Annotated in this window: 15 protein-coding genes; 9 read left to right on the top strand and 6 right to left on the bottom strand. The window is 69.0% G+C overall.

From position 1 onward, the window contains the following. Positions 1-27: 27 nt before the first annotated feature. Together AC1MDG_RS18735 and AC1MDG_RS18740 are read left to right on the top strand one after the other, a co-directional pair. Entirely contained in the window at positions 28-852 is an 825-nt protein-coding gene (locus AC1MDG_RS18735) for a hypothetical protein (RefSeq protein ID WP_479805948.1), read from the top strand. 2 nt (positions 853-854) lie between these two features. Then, complete coding sequence (locus tag AC1MDG_RS18740) at positions 855-1,538, top strand: DUF4166 domain-containing protein (protein ID WP_479805950.1); 684 nt, start codon at positions 855-857, stop codon at positions 1,536-1,538. Between the two features lie 80 nt (positions 1,539-1,618). Here the strand turns inward: AC1MDG_RS18740 and AC1MDG_RS18745 are convergent, their stop codons facing one another. Further along, positions 1,619-2,305 carry a TetR/AcrR family transcriptional regulator gene (locus tag AC1MDG_RS18745; protein ID WP_479805951.1) on the bottom strand — a complete coding sequence of 229 codons (687 nt, stop codon included), beginning with the start codon at positions 2,303-2,305 and terminating at the stop codon, positions 1,619-1,621. Between the two features lie 231 nt (positions 2,306-2,536). Between AC1MDG_RS18745 and AC1MDG_RS18750 the strand changes: the two genes are divergently transcribed. The 5 genes from AC1MDG_RS18750 (at position 2,537) to atzF (ending at position 11,228) form a co-directional block, all read left to right on the top strand. Continuing rightward, the gene (locus tag AC1MDG_RS18750; protein WP_479805952.1) at positions 2,537-4,048 is read left to right on the top strand and encodes an amino acid permease; all 1,512 of its coding nucleotides are present in this window, start codon (positions 2,537-2,539) and stop codon (positions 4,046-4,048) included. A 67-nt stretch (positions 4,049-4,115) separates the two neighbouring features. Continuing rightward, positions 4,116-5,018: an urea amidolyase associated protein UAAP1 gene (locus AC1MDG_RS18755; protein ID WP_479809138.1), complete on the top strand. Its 903-nt coding sequence runs from the start codon at positions 4,116-4,118 to the stop codon at positions 5,016-5,018. After that, positions 5,015-5,704 (top strand): urea amidolyase associated protein UAAP2, encoded by a 690-nt coding sequence (locus AC1MDG_RS18760; RefSeq protein WP_043484422.1) that lies wholly within the window; start codon positions 5,015-5,017, stop codon positions 5,702-5,704. Before AC1MDG_RS18755 ends, AC1MDG_RS18760 begins: the two co-directional genes overlap by 4 nt. After that, complete coding sequence (uca, locus tag AC1MDG_RS18765; protein ID WP_479805954.1) at positions 5,701-9,360, top strand: urea carboxylase; 3,660 nt, start codon at positions 5,701-5,703, stop codon at positions 9,358-9,360. Before AC1MDG_RS18760 ends, uca begins: the two co-directional genes overlap by 4 nt. After that, positions 9,357-11,228 carry an allophanate hydrolase gene (gene atzF, locus AC1MDG_RS18770; protein WP_479805956.1) on the top strand — a complete coding sequence of 624 codons (1,872 nt, stop codon included), beginning with the start codon at positions 9,357-9,359 and terminating at the stop codon, positions 11,226-11,228. The genes uca and atzF overlap by 4 nt, the downstream gene beginning before the upstream one ends. A gap of 1 nt (position 11,229) precedes the next feature. Here atzF and AC1MDG_RS18775 read toward each other — a convergent pair whose 3' ends face one another. Next, positions 11,230-12,147: a 2-hydroxyacid dehydrogenase gene (locus AC1MDG_RS18775; RefSeq protein ID WP_479805958.1), complete on the bottom strand. Its 918-nt coding sequence runs from the start codon at positions 12,145-12,147 to the stop codon at positions 11,230-11,232. A 144-nt stretch (positions 12,148-12,291) separates the two neighbouring features. Between AC1MDG_RS18775 and AC1MDG_RS18780 the strand changes: the two genes are divergently transcribed. Further along, complete coding sequence (locus AC1MDG_RS18780) at positions 12,292-12,660, top strand: VOC family protein (RefSeq protein ID WP_479805960.1); 369 nt, start codon at positions 12,292-12,294, stop codon at positions 12,658-12,660. A 280-nt stretch (positions 12,661-12,940) separates the two neighbouring features. Further along, a complete protein-coding gene (locus AC1MDG_RS18785; RefSeq protein ID WP_479805962.1) occupies positions 12,941-15,607 on the top strand; it encodes an exo-rhamnogalacturonan lyase family protein in 2,667 nt (888 codons plus the stop codon). On the opposite strand, the gene AC1MDG_RS18790 is transcribed toward AC1MDG_RS18785, so the two are convergent. From AC1MDG_RS18790 to AC1MDG_RS18805, 4 genes are all read right to left on the bottom strand, one after another. Beyond that, entirely contained in the window at positions 15,604-16,734 is a 1,131-nt protein-coding gene (locus AC1MDG_RS18790; protein ID WP_479805964.1) for a Gfo/Idh/MocA family protein, read from the bottom strand. The genes AC1MDG_RS18785 and AC1MDG_RS18790 overlap by 4 nt on opposite strands. Before the next feature lie 140 nt (positions 16,735-16,874). Further along, on the bottom strand, positions 16,875-18,080 hold the full coding sequence (locus AC1MDG_RS18795; protein ID WP_479809139.1) for an MFS transporter: 1,206 nt from the start codon (positions 18,078-18,080) through the stop codon (positions 16,875-16,877). A gap of 5 nt (positions 18,081-18,085) precedes the next feature. Continuing rightward, positions 18,086-18,925 (bottom strand): MurR/RpiR family transcriptional regulator, encoded by an 840-nt coding sequence (locus tag AC1MDG_RS18800; RefSeq protein WP_479805966.1) that lies wholly within the window; start codon positions 18,923-18,925, stop codon positions 18,086-18,088. 57 nt (positions 18,926-18,982) lie between these two features. Continuing rightward, positions 18,983-20,398, bottom strand: coding sequence for a cation:dicarboxylate symporter family transporter (locus AC1MDG_RS18805; protein WP_479805968.1), 1,416 nt, complete (start codon positions 20,396-20,398; stop codon positions 18,983-18,985). Between the last annotated feature and the right edge of the window lie 88 nt (positions 20,399-20,486).

Genomic DNA, 20,486 nt, shown 5'->3' on the forward strand with positions numbered 1-20,486 from the left:
GGCCCGGCGGCGAATTAGGATGCTGGAATGGGGGAGCATCAGAGCGATAAATCGCCGGGGACGCGCGGGCAGATCTACGTCGAAATCGGTATTCGCACATCAATGGACCGGCTCTGGACGCTGAGCCAGGATCCGGATCTGCATCCCCGGTGGGACCTGCGGTTTTCCCGCATCGTCCCGACTGGCGGTGACGACGGCGGGCCCGTCAGTTTTCGTTATGAGTTCCGGCTGCCGTTCCACACCATCAAAGGCACCGGGACGTCCCTGGGCCACCGGTTCCGCGGCGACGGGCAGGCCACCTCCGTGCTGAAATTCGCCACCGCCGATGCACTCTCCCCCATAGGGCCGGGATCCGGCTATTGGCGATATATCCCCACGGCCGGCGGGGTGCGCTTCATCACCGGTTACAACTACCGGCCGGGAATGGGCGTCCTCGGAAAGATGATGGACGGCCGTGTCATCCGGCCGGCGTTGGGCTGGGCGACGGCCATAAGCTTCGACCGCCTGCGTTTGTGGGCGGAGTCGGACATTGACCCGCGGGACTCACGGAACCGGTGGATCATCGACGCCGCAGCCCGGTCCGGCGGCTTCATCGCTTCCGCCCTGCTACTCCGGCGTGCACTCACGGGACAGCACGCGGCCGCGGCCACTGCCCTGGCCGTCACCGCGGCGCTGGCCTCATGGATCCTCCCGCCGCACCGGACAGTTCCGCGGGCCGGGCGGTGCCTGCGGCAAGCTCCGGATCCGCGGTCCGGGCGGGCCCCGTCCGCCCTTGCGGCGCTTCCGTCGCTTCCGTCGCCTCCGTCGCTTCCGTCGCCGGGCAGCGAAAGCCAGCCGGCAGGCGGGAAGTAACCGTGGCGTCGATCTTTGAGCTGGCGCTCGGCCCGGACTTCAACCGGCTCCACCCCATGCTGCAGAAACGGTTCGGTGTTGACGCCGGGGCAGGCTACGCGTGCGTAGGACGCGGGGTTTTCTCGGAGGTCCGCCGCGGGGCATGGTGGACGGTCCCTTTCCTGCGGCTCGGGGCATACCGCAACATCCTCTTTCCCGACCAGGGAGAGGACGTCCCGTTCACCATCGAGAACTATCCCTATATCGATAGTTTCGGCCGGCCCACTGTCACCTTCGTCCGCACCTTGGAACTCCCCCGGGCAAGATACCGCCGGTTCGACGCCACCATGGTTTACAGTCCGGACACCGGGCGAATCATCGACTACCTCGGCACCCACCAGCACCTGGCCACCGGCCTCGTCCTGGAGGTCATGCCGGACGGGTCTCTTCATCTCCAGTCCACGGACCAGCGGTTCTACGAAGGCCTCATCGGGTTTACCCTCCCGCCGGCCTTCACGGGCACCGCGGAGCTGTATGAGAATTTTGACGACGCCCGCGGAGTCTTCACCATTCAAATGCAGGTGCGGAATCCCGCTCTGGGGTTCCTTTTTGGCTACCGGGGCGAGTTCACGTGCACGTTCCCCGTCGCACCCGCAGACGGGGCGCCGCACCGGCTCAGACCAGTCCGCGAAGAAAGGCGGCAGTAGCAGCTGCCGGATTTAGTTGCCCGGACCCAGCCGCGGGGTACGGTGCCGGCCGCTCGGCCGGGGGTGTCCGGGCCCTTGAGCTAGCGGCCGTGTTCCGAGATCAGGTTCCTGCTGAGTGTGCGAACCTCGCCCAGTTCGGCGGAGAGGCCCGCCAGCACGACGGCGGCATCAGCAGTCTGCGCGGCTGAGTCATTGTCCGCGAGCCCGTCGGCGCGGAGGTTGATCAATGACTCAACCATGCGGAACGCCAGCTCACCGAGGGGCGCGCTGCCGGCACCGCCGGGTGCCGGAACCAGATCCACGACCCCCTGGCCCAGGTCCCGGTACAGCTGCCGCAACTCGCGCCTGTCCGCCATGAACGGTTCAAAACGCTCCGCCCGCGCCTCCGGCAGGTGATAGAGGATGCCAAGGTTCCAACGGGCATTGCACAGCAAGCTCCCGTCATAAAGCGCGACTGAGTGGAGCGCTGCGGCCGCCGCCACTGCGCCGGCCGGCCGGGGAGCCGCGCAGACAGCCCTCGCGAACTCCAGGCCGCCGGCCACAGTGCCCTTAAGCAGCTCGCCGAGGATGTCATCCTTCGTGCCGAAGTGATGGTAGAGCGACGACTGGCGCATGCCCACGGCATCGGCGACCGCCCGCGTGGAGGTGTTCGCGAAACCCTGGCCCGTGAAGAGTTCGGCGGCGGCATCGAGGATTTCGTCCCGGGCGGTGGCCCCCGGGCGCACTGGCTGCTGCTTGCGGGGTCGACCCGGTCCGGCTGAAGTCACCCCACATTCTTACACCGCCTGACAGTGCCGAATGCGCCGGGCCGGCGGGGCCGGGCACCGGTGAGTTTTTGTTCACAGAACTGAAACACCTGGAAATCCAGCTTTTACACGGGTGAAACGGAACCGGGACACGGCGCTGGAAAACTATCAAGTGACCGGTATTTCGGGAGGGGCCATATAGCGGCTACCCAGATGTGGTCACCAGCCCCCGTTCCAGACACGGAGAAACCGATGACTTCCACCATTTCGACGGCGTCCGCCCACGCAGACGATGCAGACCTGACCTCGCTCGGCTACCAGCCGTCACTGCACCGCAAACTTGGCCGCTACGCCTCCTTTGCCGCAGGATTCTCGTTCGTTTCCATCCTGACCACCATCTTCCAGCTTTTTGCCTTCGGCTACTCCTTCGCCGGACCCGCGTTCTTCTGGACTTGGCCGGTGGTACTGATCGGCCAGTTGCTCGTTGCCCTGAACTTCGCCGAGCTCGCCGCCCGCTACCCGCTCTCCGGCGCCGTCTACCAGTGGTCCCGCAGGATGGGCGGCGAAGTGGTGGGCTGGTTCGCCGGCTGGTTCATGTCCATCGCCCAGGTTGTCACGGCGGCAGCCGCAGCCATCGCACTCCAGGTGGTCCTCCCGCAGCTGTGGGACGGCTTCCAGGTGGTGGGCGGGGATCCCGCGCTGGCCACCGTCACCGGCGCCGCCAACGCAGTAGTCCTCGGCGCGGCACTCCTGGTGGTCACCACGGTGATCAACTGCCTGGGCGTCAAGCTGATGTCCCACGTCAACTCCATCGGCGTGACCTGCGAAATCGTGGGTGTGGCCGCCGTCATCCTGGCCCTGATTTCCGCTGCCCAGCGCGGACCCGAGGTAGTGGCGGACGTCAGCGTGGTGGCCGGCTCGGACCTCGGAGCCGTGGGTGCGTTCCTCGTCTCCGGACTCATGGCCGCCTACGTCATGGTCGGTTTCAACTCCGCCGGGGAACTCTCGGAGGAGACAAAGAACCCGCGGAAGACGGCGCCCCGCACCATCCTGTCGGCCCTGATCATTTCCGGCATCGGCGGCGGGCTCATGATCATCACCGCGCTCATGGCCGCACCCAGCCTCGACGACGGGCGCCTCGCCGCCGAGGGCCTGCCCTACGTGCTGACCGCCGTCCTGGGAACCTTCTGGGGCAAGGTCCTCCTGGTGGACGTCGCCGTCGCGATCTTCGTCTGCACCCTGGCCATCCAGACCGCGGGATCCCGCCTGGTGTTCTCGATGGCCCGCGACGGTAAACTCCCCGCCTCCGCCCTTCTCTCCTCGGTCCACCCGGAGCGCGGCACGCCGATGTGGCCGTCCATCGCCATCGGCGGCCTCGCCGTCGGAGTTCTTGCCATCAACATCGGCAACGCCGCCCTGTTCACCACGCTCTGCAGCGTCTGCATCGTCATGGTGTACCTGGCCTACCTCCTGGTCACTGTTCCGCAGCTGCTCAGCCGCCTGCGCGGAGACTGGGACCGGGTGGGCCAGACCATGCCGGGCGGGCTGTTCTCGCTGGGCCGCTGGGGGCTTCCCGTCAACGTCCTGGCCGTCCTCTACGGCGCCGTGATGGTGGTAAATCTCGCCTGGCCGCGCCCCGAGGTCTACGACCCCAGCGGCGAAAACGGACTCCTGCTGTTCTCCGCACCGCTCATCGTGGGGGCCGTGCTGCTCCTGGGCATCTGGGTGCGCAGCCGCAAGACCTCCGACGCTCCCGCAGCGTAGCCGCCCGACGACCTGCACAACAGCCAAACACAGCTATAACAGCCAACACAGCTAAGAGATGACTGACATGACACAGACCCTCGAATCCGCACTGCCCGCCGCCGGAACCGACACTGCCGGAACCGCCACCACGGCGGGTGCGCGCGCCCATGCCCGCGCCCAGCACGGACGGACGGCGGACACCATGATCCACGTGCCCGCGGCAACGGCCCCCGACCGCCTCACGGCGGGGCTGCCGGCGGAGGCCGCCGCCTCGCTCACCTGGGCAGAATCCCTCGCGTTCGGCCGGTACACCCACCTGGAACTGGCCCGCGGAACCAGGATCCGGCTGACCGATACCGACGGCGACGCCTGCGTCCACGCCGTGCTGTTCCGGGCCGGTGCGAGCTACGAGCGGATCAACGTCGCGGACACCGTCAAGGTCCCGTGGCAGGCCTACCTCGGTCCGGGGCATCCGCTGCTCTCCGATGCCGGCCGGCTGATGGCCACCCTCGTGGCCGACTCCTCCGGCAGGCACGACGCCCTCACCGGAACCACCAGCATTGCAGGCAACCAGGCCAAATACGGTGCAGGCTCCGCGCACAGCGCGTCACCCGCCGGCCGTGAACTGCTCACACTCGGCGCCCTCAAGCACGGCATCAGCCAGCGGGAAGTGCCGCCGTCGATCTCCTTCTTCAAGGGCACCGCCGTGGACGCGGACGGCACCATCCGGTTCACCGGCAGCGCCGGTGCCGGCACCGCCGTCGAACTTCTCCTCCAGATGGACGCCGTGCTGGTGCTGGCCAACACGGCCCACCCGCTGGACCCGCGGCCGGACTTCACCGGAAGCACCGTGGACATCGTCGCCTGGCAGGCACCCGAAGACCTCGCAGCCCTTGCCGCCGGAAACCTGGGATTCACGCCCGGCCCCGAGCACCTGCTCGCCCTCCAGAACACCGAACACGACTTCACCGCAAGGACTTCCGCATGAACACCAGCACACTGACCGTCCAGCCGCAGGCAACCCAGCCGGACGCCGCTACTGCCGCCCTGGTCCCGGGGCGCGTCGTCCTGGACGAATACGTCGAAGCCCGCGGCCCGTGGTCCGCCGTGGTGGAAGCCGGGGACGTCCTCACCATCGTGGACCTTGAGGGAAACCAGGCCGTGGACTGCCTGCTCTACGCAGACGGAGACACCGCTGCCCGGTACTCCGCCGCCGCAACCATCGCCGCGCAGGGCTCCATCTTCCTCACCACCGGATCCGTCCTCAGGGCTGACAGCGGCGAACCGCTCATGACCGTCGTGGCCGATGAAGTGGGTGTCCACGACACCATCGGCGGCGCCTGCTCGCAGGAATCCAACACCCTGCGCTACGGCCAGCACACCCACGAACAGCACGCCTGCGTGGAGAACTTCCTCATCGAAGGCTCCAAATGGGGCCTCGGCAAGCCGGACCTCGTCTCCAACATCAACTGGTTCATGAACGTCCCCGTGGACCCGGACGGCGCCCTCGGCATCGTGGACGGGCTCTCCGCTCCCGGGAAACGGGTGGCCCTCCGCGCCGAGGCCGACACCCTGGTCCTGGTTTCCAACTGCCCCCAGATCAACAACCCCTGCAACGGCTTCAACCCCACGCCCGTGCGCATGATCGTCACCCGCCCGGAGGCCTCCCGATGAACCGCTTCGACACCCTGCTCGTCGCCAACCGCGGCGAAATCGCCTGCCGCATCATCGAGTCCGCCAGGAAGATCGGGCTGCGCACCGTGGCCGTCTTCTCCGAGGCGGATCGCGGCGCCAAGCACGTGCGCCTCGCCGACGAAGCCGTCCTGCTGGGGCCGGCACCCGCCAAGGAGTCCTACCTCCGGGTCGACGCCATCCTGGCCGCCGCGGCAGCCACCGGCGCCGGCGCCATCCACCCCGGCTACGGCTTCCTGTCCGAGGACGCCGGGTTCGCCGAGGCCGTGGAAGCCGCCGGGCTCGTCTTCGTCGGCCCCACCCCGGACCAGCTGCGGATCTTCGGCACCAAGCACACCGCCCGGGACGCCGCCCAGCGCGCCGGAGTGCCCATGATCGCCGGCTCCGGACTGCTTGAGGACCTCGACGCAGCCATCACGGCCTCCGCCACGATCGGCTTTCCGCTGATGCTCAAGGCAACCGGCGGAGGCGGCGGCATCGGCATGGCCGTCTGCCGCACCGAAGCCGAACTGGCCGAGAACTACGCCCGGGTGGCCCGGCTCGCCAGCTCGAGCTTCGGCACCGCCGGGGTCTTCGCCGAGCGCTACATCGAACATGCCCGCCACGTCGAGGTGCAGATTTTCGGCGACGGCGAAGGCCGCGTGGTCAGCCTCGGGGACCGTGACTGCTCCCTGCAGCGCCGGCACCAGAAAGTCCTCGAAGAAGCGCCCGCGCCGGACCTTCCGGCCGGACTGCGCGAGGAACTGCACCGCAGCTCCCGTGCGCTCTGCGCCTCCGTGGGCTACCGCTCCGCCGGCACCGTGGAGTTCGTCTACGACCCCGTCCGGCAGGAAGCGTCCTTCCTCGAAGTGAACGCCCGCCTGCAGGTGGAGCACCCGGTCACGGAAGCCGTGACCGGGGTGGACCTGGTGGAATGGATGCTCAACCTGGCCCAGCAGCAGCCCGTGCTGGACGGCCTGCCGGACAGCCTTCCGGTGACAGGCCACGCCGTCGAAGCCCGCATCTACGCCGAAGACCCCGCCCGCAACTTCCAGCCCAGCGCCGGAACCGTCACCAACGCCCAATACCCGGGCGCCGACGTCGTCCGCGTTGACGCCTGGGTGGAAACCGGCAGCGAGGTGTCCACCAACTACGACCCCCTCCTGGGCAAGCTCATCTCCTTCGGCGCCAGCCGGGACGAGGCCCTCGACTCCCTGTCCGACGCCCTGTTGCACACCCGCATGGACGGCATCGAAACCAACCTCGGCATGCTGCGCTCCGTCACCGGGCTGGATGTGGTCCGGGCCGCCGCGCACTCCACCAGCACCCTGGACAGCGTGGGCGACCCCGAACCCCGCATCACCGTGGAGCGCCCCGGCCTGCAAACCAGCGTGCAGGACTGGCCCGGACGGACCGGCCTCTGGCAGGTGGGCGTGCCGCCGAGCGGCCCCATGGACGACCTCTCCTTCCGGTTGGGCAACGTGGCGCTGGGCAACCCCGAAGGTGCGCCCGGACTCGAATTCACCATGGCCGGCCCGGCGCTGCGCGTCACCCACGACACCACCGTCTGCGTCACCGGCGCGGAGGTGGCCGTCACCGTCAACGGGCATGCCGTTCCGCCCTGGGAACCCGTCACGGTTCCCGCCGGCGGCGTGCTCGACGTCGGATCGGCCGAGGGTGCCGGGCTGCGCGGCTACATTCTCTTCGAGGGCGGCCTGGACATCCCGACCTACCTCGGCAGCGCCTCCACCTTCACCCTCGGCCAGTTCGGCGGCCACGGCGGCCGCGTGCTGCGCGCCGGCGATGTGCTCCGCTCCGTGGCCGGAACGGCGCCCGACACGGTGCCCGCCCCGGTTCCGGCCGAAAGCCGCCCGGCGTTGACCAGGCAGTGGGAGCTCATGGTGGTGGAAGGACCGCACGGCGCCCCGGAGTTCTTCCAGCGCGAGGACATCAACGAACTTTTCGCTGCGTCCTACGAGGTGCACTTCAACTCGGCCAGGACCGGCGTCCGCCTGATCGGCCCGAAGCCGCGCTGGGCACGGAACGACGGCGGCGAGGCGGGCCTGCACCCCTCCAACATCCACGACACCGCCTACTCGGTGGGCGCCCTGGACTTCACCGGGGACACCCCCATCCTGCTCGGCCCCGACGGCCCGAGCCTGGGCGGCTTCGTCTGCCCGGTCACCGTGGTGACCGGCGAGCGCTGGAAGCTCGGCCAGCTCCGCCCCGGCGACACGGTCCGCTTCGTTCCGGTGAAGACCGTCCAGGCGCCGTCCGCCAAAGAGCTCGGCCCGGCCCGGCAGCAGGTTCTGCTCCCTGCTTCCAGCAGCAGCCGCGCGCAGGGCGACGGCGACGACGGCGTGCTGGGCCGCGTGCCCGAAGGTGACGGCCGCCCGGCGGTCACGTACCGCCGCTCCGGCGACGACAACCTGCTCGTGGAATACGGCGACATGGTGCTGGACCTCGGCCTCCGCGCCCGGGTCCACGCCCTGCACCAGGAGCTCGAGCGGCTGCGGCTTCCCGGCATCGTGGACCTGACGCCCGGCATCCGCTCGCTGCAGGTCAAGGCCGATCCGTCCGTCCTCCCCACCTCGCGCCTGCTGGGCATCGTGCGGGAAATCGACGCCGCCCTCCCCGCCAGCTCGGAGCTCGTTGTTCCGAGCCGCACCGTCAGGCTTCCGCTGTCCTGGGACGACCCCGCAACGCGTGAGGCAATCGAGCGGTACATGGCGGGGGTGCGGGACGACGCACCGTGGTGCCCGTGGAACATCGAGTTCATCCGCCGGATCAACGGACTGGATTCGGTGAACGACGTCTTCGACACCGTCTTCAACGCGGACTACCTGGTGCTCGGCCTGGGCGACGTCTACCTCGGCGCTCCCGTGGCCACGCCGCTGGACCCGCGGCACCGCCTGGTCACCACGAAATACAACCCCGCCAGGACCTGGACCCCGGAAAACGCCGTGGGCATCGGCGGCGCGTACATGTGCATCTACGGCATGGAAGGTCCGGGCGGCTACCAGTTCGTCGGCCGCACCACGCAGGTCTGGTCCCGCCACGCCACGGCCGCTCCGTTCGAGCCCGGCTCGCCGTGGCTGCTGAGGTTCTTCGACCGGATCTCCTGGTACCCGGTCAGCCCGGAGGAACTCCTGGACCTGCGGGCGGACATGGCTGCCGGCCGCGGCCGGGGCGTGGAGATCGAGGACGGCACCTTCTCCCTGGCCGAGCACGAGGACTTCCTCGATGAGAACAGCGATTCGATCGCCGCGTTCCGTGCACGGCAGGAGAAGGCTTTCGCCATCGAACGCAAGGCCTGGGAGGACGCCGGCGAGTTCGACCGCGCGGAGAAGGCAGTCGCCGTCGCGCCGCCTTCCGAGGAAGTGGTGGTTCCCGCCGGCGGAACCCTGGTGAGCTCGCCGTTCGCGGCGAGCGTCTGGAAGGTGGACGTGGCACCTGGCGACAAAGTGGTGGCGGGCCAGCCGCTGGTCTCCATCGAAGCCATGAAAATGGAAACCGTGCTCACCGCACCCAGCGACGGGATTGTGCACCGGGTGCTGCCCAGCGCAGGGTCCCAGGTGGTGGCAGGCGAACCGCTGGTGGTCCTCGAAGCGGCGGAACTGAACGAAAAAGAGCTCGTTCTCGAAGGGAGCGCGGCATGAGCGGCATCGGCGGATCAGCCAGCGCCCGGGTGACGGCGGCTCTCGCCGCGATCGACGCCGTCGACCGTCCCGAAATCTGGATCCACGTCCGGGGCCGTGAGGACCTGCTGGCCGAGGCCGCCCGCATCGACGCCGACGCGGCGTCCGGCAGCGGACTTCCCCTGGCCGGGCTCCTGCTGGCGGTCAAGAACAACGTGGACGTCGCCGGAGTCAGCACGACGGCGGCGTGCCCCGGTTTCGGCTACGAGCCCGCCGAAGATGCCGTGGCAGTGGCGCGGCTGCGTGCCGCCGGCGCCCTGGTGCTGGGCTCAACGAACCTGGACCAGTTCGCCACCGGGCTCGTGGGAACCCGCAGCCCGTACGGCGCGGTCCGCGATGCGCGGCGGCCGGACCGGATCTCGGGCGGCTCCAGTTCAGGCTCTGCCGTGGCCGTGGCCCTGGGGCTTGTAGACATCGCCATCGGAACGGACACCGCCGGCTCCGGCCGGGTTCCGGCGGGGCTGCAGGGAATCGTGGGCATCAAGCCCACCCTTAACGTGGTGTCCACGGCGGGAATGGTGCCCGCTTGCCGGTCCTGGGACACCGCCACCATCCTGGCCCGCGACCTGGAGACCGCGGAACTGGCCATGGGGATCATGGCCGGAGAATCGCGGGCGTGGCCTGCAGACGTAAGGCTGGCGGCGCCGTCGCGGCCGCGGGTGGCCTACCCGGCGTCGCTCCCGGCGCTCCCGGAGGAATGGGCTGCCGAGTTTGGCGCACAGATCGAACGGCTGCGCTCCACCGGTGTGGACGCCGAGCCGATCGAACTGGACGTCTTCCTGCAGGCGGCCCGGCTGCTGTACGACGGCGCGCTCGTGGCCGAGCGCCACGCCGCCGTCGGGTCGTTCATTGAGGCCGCGGTGGCAGGTGACGAGTCCGGAAGCGGCACCGCCGCCGGGCTGGACCCGACGGTCACCGGCATCATCACTGCGGCAGGCCGCGTAGCCGCGCATCAGTACGTCAGCGACACAGCGGCGCTGGAGGAGCTGAGGCGCGAAGCCCTGTCCCGGCTCGAGGGGTTCGATGCCCTGATCGTGCCCACCACTCCCTTCCACCCGACATTGGCTGAGGTGGCCGCGGACCCGGTGGGGGTCAACTCGCGGATGGGTACGTACACCAACTTCTGCAACCTCTTCGATATGTGCGCCGTCGCAGTGCCTGCCGGCACCGTCGCGGACGCCGGAGGCGACGGTGTCGCGCAGTTCGGGCTCACCGTTGTGGGGAGGACGTTCGACGACGGCGTGGTGGCCGATATCGCCCGCAGGATCGAGGCGACGCCGGACCTCCCGTCACTGTTTGCGTCCGGGGCCGCACTTAGCCGTGCCGACGGGGAGCGGCTGCCGTGGCCCGTAGCCGCCGGCGCGCAGGCCGTGCCGCTCGTCGTGGTGGGCGCCCACCGCAAGGGGCAGCCGCTGGTGGACGAACTGGAACGGCGGGGCGCCTTCTGGGACGGTCCGGTTACCCTGGCAGCGCGGTACCGGATGGTGGCGCTGGACACTCAGCCGCCGAAGCCCGGCGTCGTTCGTTCCGACGACGGCGCGGAACTGGCCGCGGAACGGTGGCTGCTGTCCGAGGCCGCTCTGGGATCGTTCCTCGCGGAACTTCCGGAACCCATGCTGCTGGGATCGGTCCGGCTCACTGACGGGTCAACGGCCGTGGGTTTCGCTTGCGACGCTGAGGCGGCGTCCCGGGGCAGGGACATCACGCATTTCGGGGACTGGCTGGTGGCTCAAGATGCGGCCGAGCATTCCGCGGACACAGCCGGCCAGGGCATCTGGAGGCAGACCGGCGAGGCTTTGCTGACAGGTCTGCAGCGCGGCCGGGGGTAGTTCAGCCGCCCAGCACCACGTTGACCGGCGGCTCCCCCGCCAGCATCAGGTCGATCTGCCGCTGCAGCAGCCGGCCCATGCGCGGGCGCATCGCGGAGCTTGCTCCGCCGACGTGCGGGGTGATGATGACGCCGGGCGCGCCCCACAGCGGGTGCTGCGGCAGCGGCTCGGGGTCCGTGACGTCCAGCGCGGCGCGGATCCGTCCCGACGCAGTGTGGCGGACCAAGGCTTCGGTGTCCGCCACCGGCCCGCGGGCCACGTTGACCAGCAGCGCGCCGTCGGGCATTGCCGCCAGGAACGCGTCGTCGATCAGGTGCGTGGTGGCGTCGCTGAGCGGGACGCCGACCACCACAATGTCGTGCTCCGGCAGCAGTTGCGGCAGTTCGGCGATCCCGTGGATCACGCCGTTTTCATCGGTCCGCGGCCGGCTGGCCACCCTGGTGACGCTGGTTTCGAACGGGATGAGCCGCTGCTCAATCGCTTTGCCCACGCCGCCGTAGCCCACGATGAGAACGCGCCGGTCGGCCAGGCTGGCGGTGGGCCGGCCTTCCCAGATGCCTTCCTGCTGGTTGCGCATCAGCCGCGGAAACTCCCGCTGGCTGGCCAGGATCATGGCGAGGACCAGCTCCGCGGTGGAGGTTTCGTGCACGCCGGCCGCGTTGGCGAAGACCCGGCCGGCCGGGAGCGAGTCCGCCACGCCGTCGTACCCGATCGACTGGCTCTGCACCAGGGCGGTGTCCACGGCTTCAAGGTTCCGGAGGACGCCCGTTCCGCCCATGTACGGCGGGACCACGATGTCGATCTGCGCCTGCGGCGGTTCGCCCGAGAAGTCCCACTCCAGCACGGTGACCTCCGGGTGTGGCGTCAGGTATTCGCGAAGTACGGCATCGGGCAGGCTGACAGTGATCTTCCGGGTCATGATTCTCCAACAGCTCCGTCGGCTCGGGGCAGGCCGGTGCCGGTGCAGCGCGGCCTGCCGGGAGGGGTTCTTTTGCTGCCAGCCTAGTGGAGGGACAGGTCCAGGAGCGTTGCGGGGCACTTTGCGTCGGTGTAGCTTGGCCGGATGCTGAGCATTGGCTCGATCGTGATCCGCGTTGATGACCTCGAGGCCCAGATGGCCTTTTGGCAGGCCGCCCTGGGCTTCGAACCCCGGCATGAGCCCGAGGACGACTTCGTGATCCTGCAGCCGCCGGGCGGTGTGGGCACCTGCGTCTCGCTGGACCGCGTGCCGTCCTCGGTCCACATTCCGCCGCGCATCCACCTGGACCTCTACACCGAGGACCAGAGCGGCGAAGTGCAGCGGCTCCTGGGCCTGGGCGCCACCCGCGTTGAGTGGAGCAAAAGGCCCGCGGACGCGGACTACGTGATCATGGCCGATCCGGAGGGCAACCGCTTCTGCGTCATCGATACCGACGGCCGCGGCGCGAGCTGACCGGCGGATCCGACGGGGCCGCGGTCCGGAGCCACGACGCGAGGGCTCCGGAGCGGCAACCACCACACACAGAACCGCCCAAAAGCGCACACGAATCTGACAAATTCGTTGACACGCCCTGTCATCGCTGTTAGAAATGATCGGAAAGCGATTTCCGGCTCGCGCTTATCCACCACCGTCACTCCAGCGCGGCAGGCATTCAGTCGATTAATTGAAACGATACAAGAACGACAACCCGAATGAAGGTTCGCGACTTCGCGCCTTTAAAAGGAGACGGACGATGACGACCGAAGCAATACTCAACTGGCTCGACGGCGATGCTCCCGCGGAGCTCTCCGGCGGCACCACCTGGGGCATGCCCTTCGCCCGGGGTTCGCTGGCCGGCGTCGGCGGACTCTCCGTCTCGGACGCCGAAGGCCGGCCGGTCGCCTCGCAGGCCTGGCCGCTGGCAACGTGGCCGGACGGCTCGCTGAAGTGGGCCGGCGTTGCCCTGCCGGCCACCGACACGGCCTCCGCGCACTACCGGGTGACGTCCGGCGGCGGCGCCTCGCCGGAGGCCGGGCCATCACCGGAGGCTGCACCTGCCGAGGAGATCGCCGTGACGGAAACCGAGGACTCCATCACCATCTCCACCGGCACGCTGGACATGGTCATCAACCGAAGCGGCTCATCCCTGTTCACCACCCTCTCCCGCGGCGGCACCGTGGTGGCCCGCGATGGCAAACTGGTCAGCCTGCTCCAGGACGGTGTCCCGGACGGCCCCGGCAGCGTCAGCCGGGAGGCGTTCACCGGTGAGGTGACCGCCGTCGTGCTTGAACAAAGCGGTCCGGTTCGCGCTGTGGTGCGGCTGGAAGGCTCGCACCGCCCGGACAGCCACAGCGGTGACGGGCGCAACTGGCTGCCGTTCGTGGTCCGGTTCTACTTCCACGCCGGAGCCCGCAGCGTGCGGATGGTGCACTCCTTCATCTGGGACGGCGATGCCGAGCGTGACTTCCTGGCCGGCCTCGGCGTCCGGTTCACGGTGCCGCTCGAGGGCCAGCTGCACGACAGGCATGTGCGCATCGCCGGGGCCGACGGCGGTTTCCTCACCGAGGCGGTGCGCGGCCTGACGGGCCTGCGCCGCGACCCCGGCGAGGCCGTCCGCCGCGCCCAGATAGCGGGACAAGCAACGCCACCGCTGGCGGAGTGGAGCGAACTGGTGTCCAAGCGGCTGCACCTGATCCCGGCCTGGAACGACTACACCCTGACCCAGTTGAGCGCGGACGGCTTCGGGCTCCGCAAGCGGACCGGCGACGGCCACGGCTGGGTGGGAATTTCCGGCGGCACGCGGGCTGCGGGCTTCTGCTCACTCAGCACTCCCAGCGGCGGCTTTGGCATCGGCGTCCGCAACTTCTGGCAGTCCCACCCGGGCCAGCTGGACATCCGCGGCGCCGCCACCGCCGAGGCAGAGGTGACGGCGTGGCTGTACTCCCCCGAGGCCCAGCCCATGGATCTGCGGTTCTACCATGACGGACTGGGTCAGGACACGTTCGAGGAACAGCTCGAGGGCCTGGAAATCACCTACGAGGACTACGAACCGGGATTCGGCACTCCCCGCGGCATCGCCCGCACCCACGAGCTGACGCTGTTCGCGTACGACTCCACTCCGGACACCCGCGCCCTCGCCGCCGACGTGGAGGCCTCCTCCACGCCGCCCCTGCTGCAGGCCGCCCCGGAGTACCTGCACTCGGCCGGCGTGTTCGGCGACTGGTCCCCCGTGGACCGCAGCACGCCGGAGCGGGCCGGGCTGGAGGACAAGCTGGACTTCCTCTTCGACTTCTACACCGGCCAGGTGGAGCAGCGCCGCTGGTACGGGTTCTGGAACTACGGCGACGTGATGCACACCTACGACGCCGACCGGCACGTCTGGCGCTACGACGTGGGCGGGTACGCCTGGGACAACTCGGAGCTCTCCCCCGACCTGTGGCTCTGGTACATGTACCTGCGGTCCGGGCGGGCGGACGTGTTCCGTTTTGCCGAGGCCATGACCCGCCACACCGGCGAAGTGGACGTCTACCACCTGGGCGAGTGGCGCGGCCTGGGCTCCCGGCACAACGTCCAGCACTGGGGCTGCAGCGCCAAGCAGCTGCGGATCAGCACGCCCGCCTACCGCCGGTTCTATTACTACCTGACGGCCGACGAACGCACCGGCGACCTGCTCTCCGAACTCGTGGACAGCGACCAGAACTTCCTGGGCCTGGACCCCACCCGCAAGGTGCGCCCGGACATCGCCACGTACCGGCCGGACCGCAGCGCGCTGGCCGTGGGCCTGGGAACGGACTGGGGATCGCTGGCCGCCACCTGGCTGACCGACTGGGAACGCACCGGCAACCCGCGCTCACGGGACCGCCTGCTGGGCACGATGGCGGACATCGGCGCCCTGAAATACGGCTTCCTCACGGGCGAAGCGCTGTACGACCTGGATAAGGGAAGGTTCGACGCCGGCCGCGAAGTCATCAGCGTCTCGCACCTGAGCGCCGTGTTTGGGCTAGTGGAAATCTGCAGCGAACTGGTCAGCCTGGTGCCGGATGCCGCGTTTGAACGCGCGTGGCTGCAGTACTGCCGGCTGTTCCTGGCCCCGGAAGAGGAGCAGGCCGCCGAGGTGGGCTGGCCGCTGGACGGCATCCACCTGACCCAGGCCCACAGCCGGCTCTCCGCCTACGCGGCCGCGCGGCTGGGTGACGCTGAGCTGGCCGCACAGGCCTGGGACAGCTTCGCGGAGGGCGGCGAAAACCTCAACCACCAGGAGGCATTCACGCTGCGGAAAATCCAACCGCCGTACGTCCTGACTCCCGTGGACGAGGCCCTGACAGTGTCCACCAACGACGCCGCGCAGTTCGGCCTGGCGGTGATCCAGAACCTTGCCCTGATCGGCGGACACCTCCCGGCGCTCCAGCAGGTGCGCTAGGCGGCGGCCCAGGGCTGGGTTTCGGTCCGGATGCTCTCCCCTGATTCCACGGACTGCTGGATGGTGAGGGCAAGGTACTGGTCCTGGCAGGCTTCCGCGAGGCTGTACACCTCCGGACCGCCGTGAACGTGGTCGGCCATACCCCGCAGCAGCGCGGCGACGGAAAGTTCGTCGTCGGCGAGCCGGGCGGGCAGGAACGGGTTCCGGTAGAGCCAGTTCCCGCACTCCACCAGGCCGCGGAGAAACATGCCTTCGTGGTTGCCCGCCTGGCCGGCACCGATGCGCCTGATTTCGCTGCGCATGGGCGTGCGGAAGTCCTCCACATAGCGCAGGTCGGTGTCGCGGAGTTCACCGCGGTCGCCCCGGACCAGCACATGCGGCGAGCGGATCCAGGAGCGGTACTGATCCGTGGTGAAGTCGAAGACGCCCAGCCTGCCGCCGAAGTCCAGCCGCGCGGACACGTGGGCCTCGTCGATCAGCCGGTCTTCTTGCGGGTCCCCGGAGCGGTCGGGTCCGGCCTGCATCCGCGAGCGGAACTCGTGGGCGGTTACCTCGGCGTTTTCGAACCCGATCCCCAGCAGCCGCCTGAGGACGCTGACCCCGTGGTATCCGTGGCAGACCGAGGCAAAGGCCTCCGTGACGCTGCCCAGCCGGCCTGAGCGGGCGACTGCGATCTGCGCCGAGAGCAGCGGTTCCAAGTGGTATTGCTCGGCAACCTGGATCCGCGCCCCGTCCTCCACCAGCCGGTACAGGGACAGGAGCCCCGCGAGGTCCGGCGCCGGCGGGGTTTCCGTCAGCACGGGAAGACCGTGCGAGGCGGCATCAGAGATTACTCCGGGCGCCGCGCCGGCATTGACGGATACAACCGCGAAGTCGGGCGCGGCCTCGTCAAGGAGGGCCGCCAGGGTGGGATACGCCGGGACGCCCCACTCCGCCTCCACCGCTGCCCGGCTTTCCTCCCGCCGGGCCACCACGCCACAGACCCGGAAGAGGTGCGGAAGCGCCTGGGCCACACGGAGGAAGAAGCCTGCCCGGTACCCGCCGCCAATGACGGCAAAGTCCGTTGGCGGTGTGGCGTTCCCGCCGCCCGGAAAGGTGGCATGCTCTTCGCGAGAAAGCGGTTTCATGCGTTCAGTCTGCCCGTCCTGCGGCGGTCAAGCCAGCCCGTTCCGCAGGGCGGGACGACGGCGGCGCGCCAGTGCCGCTGTCGTCCGCTCAGTTCCCGCCGGCCGGGACGTCGCCTTCGGGTCAGTCGCCGCCTGCGGGGTCAGCCGCCGTCGGACTGTTCAACGGCTGAGGCGCCGTCCCCCGAGCCGGCGTCGGACCCGGCCACCACCACGATCGCGCCGACCAGCAGAGCCGCGTTGGCCCAAAATATCCCCAGCACGCCCAGCGGCGCTGCGGCGGCGCCCATCGCGACCGGCAGCGAGATCTGCGCGAACCGGTTGACGGTCAGCCGGAGGCCAAGGGCTGCCCCGTGGTGGGACGCGTGCGTCAGCGAGGTGACCCATGCCATGGTGAGGGGCTGGGGTATGCCCAGCCCCAGGCCGAGGCCCACCATCACGGCAACGGCGCCGTAAAGTCCGGTCAGGGGCAGGGCGAGCAGTCCCACGGCTGCCGCCGCAATGGAAACGATCAGCAGCGCTTTCCGCCCGAACCGGGCAATGAGCCGCATGAGCCCCAGCCTGCTGAGGACGGAGACGGCGGCCCGGAGTGCCAGCAGGAGTCCCACCGCGGTGGCGCTGATGTTTTGTTCCGTGGCCCAGACCGGCACAAAGGCGTACATCAGATCCACGGTGACCAGCACGGCACCGCTGACCGCGAGGGACCGCCACATTCCGGGAGTCTTCAGGACCCCGCCGATCTTTGCCGGCTGGCTGTTAACAGTGTGTCGTTTCCGGCGGAGTGCGCCGTCGGTGCGCCGCAGGAAGAAGTAGGCAGGGGCGCCGAGCATGGTGAAGCCGAGGCACACCAGCAGGCCCAGGTTGGTGTCCGGTGCAGCCCCGCCGCCGGCCCCGAGCGATGCGGCCACCGTCACGGCGGGTGGTCCGATCAGCTGGCCGATCGAGGCAGCCGCCGTCAGCGTCCCGAACGCGCCTTCCGTCGAGCCCTTGGCGCTCACGTGCGCCACGAACGTCTGCTGCCCCACCATCACCAGGAGGTTCCCTAAGCCGATGAACGCGCTTGCCACCAGGAGGAACGGCAGCCCCGGCACGGCAAAAAGCACGGCTGTGCCGGCTGCTGCAGAGATCAGGCCGATGAGCGCCATGCCGGTTCCGCCTCGACGATCGGAAATCCGGCCCGCCGGCAACGCCGCGAGGAGGGCGGGCAGGGCGAACGTGGAGGCGAGCAGCCCCAGGAACACGGGATCGGCGCCGAGGGCAAGGGCCCGGTAGCCGATCATCAAGCGGACGCCCACCCACGCAGCCTGCGAAAGGACGGCCTGGGCACTCAGTGCACTCCGCCATGCCATCGCGCTCACGCCGGAAGGGGGATTTCGGCCGTGCCGCCGAACAACCGGGTCAGGTCATCGATGCCGTCCCGGGCGGCCTTGTACCTGACAGGATCCAGGTGGAACACGGCCAGCTGGAGTGCATAGGCCAGTGCTACGGGAACCAGTTGGGTGCGGTACTCGGGGTCGTCACCCAGCCTGGCGGTGATGACGTGGTCCGGGCTGGGACGGAACCGGTACCCGGGCAGGTCGGTGATCACAATGCTTTTCCCTCCCCTGCGGGCAGCCTCGGAGTTCAGTGCGGCGAGCTGCCGGGGAGCCTCCCGCAGGGCAAAGGAAATCAGTGTGCTGTGTTCGTCAAAACTGACGAAGCGTTCCGCCAGGTCCTTGGGGGTCGGGCTCAGCGCCACCGCGGTAAGCCCGAGCCGCCTCAGGCGCCGCGCCAGCAGCTCGAGGGTGGACCTCTCGTCAGGGTTGGAGAACAGGTAGACAGTCCTCGTCGCGTGCAGTATCCGCGCGGCCGTTTCCAGGTCCGCCTGCGGCACGAACTGGGGCAACCGCTCCAGGGCCCTGATCTCATCGGCGATGAAGGCTGCGAGATCATGCCCGGACTCACCGCGCATGATTGTCCCGCCGGCCTGGAGCGCTTCCTCATCGCGTCGCATATCGCCGCGCAGCTCCGGATAGCCGCGGTATCCGAGTTTCTTCGCCAGCCGCACCACAGTGGACTCATGCGTCTTGGCGCGCTCGGCCACCTCGGCGGCCGTAATACCGGACATCCCGTCCCCCAGCAGCACGTTCATGACGCGCTCTTCCGACGTGCTGAGCCGGACCGTGCTGCTGGCTATTACCGCCTTGAAACCCATGCTTGTTACCGTCTCACGAACATGCAATCTTGCGCAAGACTGCATGTCCGGGGGGCACTACCGCGCCGCCGCCGGTGCGGTGACGGCTGACTCAGCACCGGCAGGCTCGACGGCGGCATCCGCCGCAGGTGCCCCACCCGCCGTCGTACTCTCCGCCGTCGCGCCTTCCTCCAATTCCCCTCGGAACGCGCGGAGCATGGCTTCCCGGTCGAACTGGCCTTCCCATTTGGCCACCACGAACGTGGCCACGCAGTTCCCCAGCAGATTCACGGAGACGCGCATGGAATCCATGAGGCGGTCGGCGCCCAGGAGCAGGGCCACGCCGGCCACCGGGAAGATGCCCAGGGCGGCCGCGGTGGCCGAGAGTGCCAGGAAGGCCGAGCCGGGGACGCCGGCCATGCCCTTGGAGGTCAGCATCAGGATGCCCAGGGCCGCGAGCTGCTGGCCCAGGTCGAGGTTGTGCCCGAAGGCCTGGGCCAGGAACAGCAGGGAGATGGACAGGTACAGCGCGGCGCCGTCCAGGTTAAAGGAGTAGCCGGTGGGCACCACCAGTCCCGTAGTGGCCCGGGAGCAGCCGGCGTTGGTCAGCTTGGTCATGATGCGCGGCAGCACCGACTCGGTGGACGCCGTGCCCAGCGCCAGCAGGAATTCCTCGCGGCTGTACTTGATGAACTGCCACAGCGGCACCCGCGGATACACCCAGGCCACCACGAACAGCAGCCCGATGAAAATAATGGCAGCGCCGTAGCAGGCCGCGATCAGTAGCGCGTAGGTGCTCAGCGAGCCGAGGCCGTACTGGCCGATGATGAACGCCATGGCGCCGAACGCACCCACCGGGGCTACGCGCATCACCCAGCCCATGATCTTGAAGAACAGCTCCAGGACCGTTTCCAGGAGCGTCACCACGGGCAGGCAGCGTTCCCTGCCCACCACTACGATGGCCGCGCCGAAGAATACGGAGAAGCAGAGCACCTGCAACAGGCTGTTGGAGGCGAAGGCGCCCACCACGCTGGTGGGAATGATGCCCAGCAGGAACGCGCCGGCATCCTTGGGCGGGGCCGTGCCGGTCTTGGCGTTGAGGGCGTCCTGGGACAGCGTGTTCGGGTCGATGTTCAGGCCGGCGCCGGGCTGGACTATGTTGCCCACCACCAGGCCGAACACCAGGGCGAAGAGCGTGGCGCCGGTGAAGTACAGCAGCGCCTTCACGCCCACCCGGCCCACGGCCTTGACGTCGCCCACGGCCGAAATGCCCGTGACAATCACCAGGAAGATCAGCGGGGCGATGATCATCTTGATCAGCTGGATGAAACCGTCGCCCAATGGCCGCAGGGCCGAGCCGAGGTCGGGCCAGAAATGGCCGATCCCGATGCCCAGGAACACGGCCACGACGATCTGGACGAAGAGCGACTTATAGAGCGGCTTCTTCAGCGGTGCGCTGCTTGCGTCGGGCACCAGGGGCGAGGGGAGGTTCATCAGGGCTGCCAATCAACGGGGAAAAGACGCGCTCGACGCCTTCAGGTCATAGGCAACGCTAGGGACCCCGTGTTTCGGGAATGCTAAA

It is taken from the genome of Arthrobacter sp. AIWTK1, from assembly GCF_056680535.1.

What these genes read in the sequence shown, in the direction of transcription:
- AC1MDG_RS18805 (WP_479805968.1), bottom strand. Translation starts at nt 20,398, where the DNA reads ATGAACCTCCCCTCGCCCCTGGTGCCCGACGCAAGCAGCGCACCGCTG.
- atzF (WP_479805956.1), top strand. Translation starts at nt 9,357, where the DNA reads ATGAGCGGCATCGGCGGATCAGCCAGCGCCCGGGTGACGGCGGCTCTC.
- AC1MDG_RS18795 (WP_479809139.1), bottom strand. Translation starts at nt 18,080, where the DNA reads ATGGCATGGCGGAGTGCACTGAGTGCCCAGGCCGTCCTTTCGCAGGCT.
- AC1MDG_RS18800 (WP_479805966.1), bottom strand. Translation starts at nt 18,925, where the DNA reads ATGGGTTTCAAGGCGGTAATAGCCAGCAGCACGGTCCGGCTCAGCACG.
- uca (WP_479805954.1), top strand. Translation starts at nt 5,701, where the DNA reads ATGAACCGCTTCGACACCCTGCTCGTCGCCAACCGCGGCGAAATCGCC.
- AC1MDG_RS18780 (WP_479805960.1), top strand. Translation starts at nt 12,292, where the DNA reads ATGCTGAGCATTGGCTCGATCGTGATCCGCGTTGATGACCTCGAGGCC.
- AC1MDG_RS18760 (WP_043484422.1), top strand. Translation starts at nt 5,015, where the DNA reads ATGAACACCAGCACACTGACCGTCCAGCCGCAGGCAACCCAGCCGGAC.
- AC1MDG_RS18755 (WP_479809138.1), top strand. Translation starts at nt 4,116, where the DNA reads ATGACACAGACCCTCGAATCCGCACTGCCCGCCGCCGGAACCGACACT.
- AC1MDG_RS18775 (WP_479805958.1), bottom strand. Translation starts at nt 12,147, where the DNA reads ATGACCCGGAAGATCACTGTCAGCCTGCCCGATGCCGTACTTCGCGAA.
- AC1MDG_RS18735 (WP_479805948.1), top strand. Translation starts at nt 28, where the DNA reads ATGGGGGAGCATCAGAGCGATAAATCGCCGGGGACGCGCGGGCAGATC.
- AC1MDG_RS18790 (WP_479805964.1), bottom strand. Translation starts at nt 16,734, where the DNA reads ATGAAACCGCTTTCTCGCGAAGAGCATGCCACCTTTCCGGGCGGCGGG.
- AC1MDG_RS18750 (WP_479805952.1), top strand. Translation starts at nt 2,537, where the DNA reads ATGACTTCCACCATTTCGACGGCGTCCGCCCACGCAGACGATGCAGAC.
- AC1MDG_RS18785 (WP_479805962.1), top strand. Translation starts at nt 12,941, where the DNA reads ATGACGACCGAAGCAATACTCAACTGGCTCGACGGCGATGCTCCCGCG.